The sequence below is a fragment of the Desulfocastanea catecholica genome (genome assembly GCF_054657295.1).
Genome location: NZ_BAAHYZ010000082.1, coordinates 1 through 3,314 on the forward strand (window position 1 = coordinate 1; position 3,314 = coordinate 3,314).

Consider the following 3,314-nt stretch of genomic DNA (forward strand, 5'->3'; position numbering starts at 1 on the left):
TGCCACATGTTCCATGGTCGGCCCCACGATCTATATGCGGATGAGGATACTTGTCGAACCAAAACTAATTATTACCGGGTGCTTTATTCTGATAGCTGTTTGCGGAATAGTTGTTTCCGTCTTTGGGCATATGTCTCCCTGGTTGTTTGCCTTGTCGGTCGGACCGGTTACAATGGCGGTAATCACGGTACGAGTTCCAGGTACTCATTTGATGCTGGAACAACAGGAGGAGGATTCAGGATCCGCATCAGCGCTTATTAATTTTTTTGCAATGTTCATGGGAAGCATGGGAATGCAACTGGTCACGCTTTGGCCTGGCAGCCTTGTAATGAATCTCGGTCATATTCAGATTGGTGTAGGTATGGCTTGTTGTGTATTGTGGCTGCTGTGCCACAACAGACCATTTATTATCCAACCTCCATCCTGATAAAGTAAAGGGAACCTTGAAAGTGATCGGATCCTCAAATTACAAATCATGGACAATGCCCAAGGTCCTGGATTTTATGGCAAGGACAGGAAATAAATATCCGTTCAATAAAATTATTTCGCATAAATTTAAACTTGAGCAGATTGAAGAAGCATACAAGCAGATGATGGAAGGTAAAGTCGTCAGGGCAGGGGTTGTTTTTGATTAACTGTAAAAGTCAAGAACCTCCCAAACAGTCAGCCTTCTCGGGCGGTATCCCCCTATGTCAGGATAGATGTTGCCTCAACTGAAAATTGAAATTGGGGCATTGAGGTGACTGACATGGGATATTCTATCCAAATCAAGAAGACTGTGTTACAAAAGCTTTATCGGGAGTTTTCAAAATTGTGTGTTGTCGTCGGTCATGTCAGTTCTCCTTTTCAAGCTGACTATATCAGCTTTCTGTTAACTGACACAGAATTTTGAACGTCCTCACAAACCCACCATCCGGAACTGGTTAAAACACTACAGGATCAGCGATGGTATCAATTTGAGATCAAAAGAAAAACGCCCTAAAGACCGGACCCCTGGAGAATGGATTTCGAGGACGTTCAAATAGGGCTGTTAAGTCAAAAAATATCAAGTCATCTGAAAGATACTATAATTAGAATTAGAAGGTGCGTTTCCCTGACCGCTTACTCATTACAGTCATCGTCGTCCAGACCGGTTCCCCATTCGTAAGAAGCCTTGATGCGCTCCAAGAGAAAAGAGGTCTGTGTATTGATAACACCGTCAATTTTGCTTATTTTGCCGTATAACAATTCACGAAGTTGCTGAAGTGACCTCACATGAAAAAGGATATCCAGATCGGACCCGCCTGAAAACAGTGTAATATACCAAAGTTCATCAAGTTTGACCAGTTCCTCAATGATTTTATCTGCTTTGTTTAGCTGTATGATGATTTTTATGTTTCCGACAATTTTAAATCCTAGCTTAAAAGGATTTCCAACCGCAACGATTCGAATTACTTCATCTTTTGTCAGGCGATTCAGGCGGTTCCTTACAGTGGCTTCTGTAATGCCTACCAGCTTAGCGATTTCAGTATTCGGCATTCTTCCGTCTTTTTGAAGGAGGCGGATGATTTTGGCGTCAATTTTGTCTATTTTTTTTTCAGTATTGCCATTTTCCATAGTTTCCATTTTTCTTCCATCTTTCCTTTTAACTTTTATGATGATTTCGAATTTCATTTATAATCACCATGCCCTTTTGTCAAACAATAATGCAATTATGTTTTTTTTACGAATAAGATCAAAATAATTAATTTATTGTGGTTCAGCAGTTCCCGTTTTAGCCCAGTAGCCAAGGCGTGTGGTTAACATATGAATCATCTAATATAAAATGACAGTCGATATTTGACGTGTTTCTCGATCACTCATTTTTTCAGCCGATTTTTCCGCTGACCTTTGGGCGAAAAAGTGATTTCTAACATTTTTTGGACATAAGAGTTCATTCACCCTGTCTATCCAACTTTTTCAGGGTACGATCTTGACAATACTGCGCAGCGGTCGTCTCTCATTCTCATTACGTTTGACAGATCCCCTTTAGTTCCCGACGATCAAAGCCGTGGGTTATTGCGCGTAAAATGGTTTCCATGGAATCAGCCCGGAAGTTGTAGAAAAGCCCTCGCATACTCTCCCACAGATAGCGTTTTTATTCCGCCTTTTGTAACGCTTCCTGGAAAAGTCAACAGCTCAATTGCTGCACCTGATCGATGAAAAAAGCAAGCGTCATCAAAATGGTCAACACCGCGCTCAGGTTTTTCTTGCCAAGACCATAATTGTGGTCGAGATTGTACCCCTGATTCCTTAGAGTATTAAAGGTCTCATGATGAGCAGGCCGGAGGAATCTCACCCCCAGCCTCTCGATTCACACCGCTCCCATCAATCAAAAGCGTCTATCATTCCCTTCTGCCAGTGTACAAAAAGATGAGGTTCTTTTTGAGCTATTTGCTCAACGAACCTGCATGCTCGTAACTTATGACCTTTCAGCTTCTTGTACTACCTCATCGCCCAGGCTACCAACGTTTTGTTGAAGTGCCTAAAAACCGGATACAGGGCCGATCGATAAAAATGTCCATAGTAAGTCAACCACCCCCGAAGGACCGGGTTGTAATACATGGAAATATCAGCAAGCTTAGTTCCGTCCGATTCCAGAAATTCAGCTTACGAGTCTTTTGCCGCATCGCTTTAACAGCCTTATTGCTGACCGCTGGCGTAAAATTGAGGAGTATACTTTTACGCTTGCGGTTCAACACCCACCGAGGTCGAAAAGTGTACCCCAGAAAATCAAATTCTGTGATCGGATAGTCCTTTCTTCGACTCTTATCTTTGCAATAAGCGATTTTTGTCTTGTCCGGATGCATCTCGAACGCACATTCTTTAAACCTTGCATCAAGCGCAGATCTAACTGCCTGTGCTTGATAAGACAGATCAAGATAAATGATGGAGAAACCCGGGAAAGTAAGAGTCTGCGAAACGCTATATCTAAACTTTGTGTATTTTCAGTTAGTTAGAGTTTTTAGTGGGAATTGCTGATTGCGGTTGACTAAATCCACGTTCTCTGTTACTTGATAATACACACCGAATTATTTTCGAAATATGTTGTTTATGTATCATATTATTTCGAATAATGGTATAAAAATGGTATTGATACAATTTTATTGCTTCAGGGGGCAGAATCAAAACATACTAAAACAGGGGAGAGGAGAATTCTAATGGAAGCACAATTAAACCTGCAGCACCTCTGTCGATACCAGATTGGCACCTATGCGGATGTGATCAATCGCAATGCTCTTCTTTATCCTCAAGACGAGGCCTTTATCTATAAATCTGAACGGATTACTTTCCGT

At 41.6% G+C, this 3,314-nt stretch carries 2 protein-coding genes and 1 pseudogene; 1 reads left to right on the forward strand and 2 read right to left on the reverse strand.

The genetic code is table 11. The features are described from left to right. Nucleotides 1-427, forward strand: a pseudogene (locus tag ACYQ8U_RS22805) (MFS transporter); the annotation flags it as partial. 674 nt (nucleotides 428-1,101) lie between these two features. On the opposite strand, the gene ACYQ8U_RS22810 reads toward ACYQ8U_RS22805, so the two are convergent. Both ACYQ8U_RS22810 and ACYQ8U_RS22815 read right to left on the reverse strand, forming a co-directional pair. Then, the gene (locus ACYQ8U_RS22810; protein WP_459947861.1) at nucleotides 1,102-1,653 is read right to left on the reverse strand and encodes an Lrp/AsnC family transcriptional regulator; all 552 of its coding nucleotides are present in this window, start codon (nucleotides 1,651-1,653) and stop codon (nucleotides 1,102-1,104) included. Between the two features lie 810 nt (nucleotides 1,654-2,463). Continuing rightward, the gene (locus tag ACYQ8U_RS22815; RefSeq protein WP_459947862.1) at nucleotides 2,464-2,583 is read right to left on the reverse strand and encodes a group II intron maturase-specific domain-containing protein; all 120 of its coding nucleotides are present in this window, start codon (nucleotides 2,581-2,583) and stop codon (nucleotides 2,464-2,466) included. Nucleotides 2,584-3,314 lie beyond the last annotated feature (731 nt).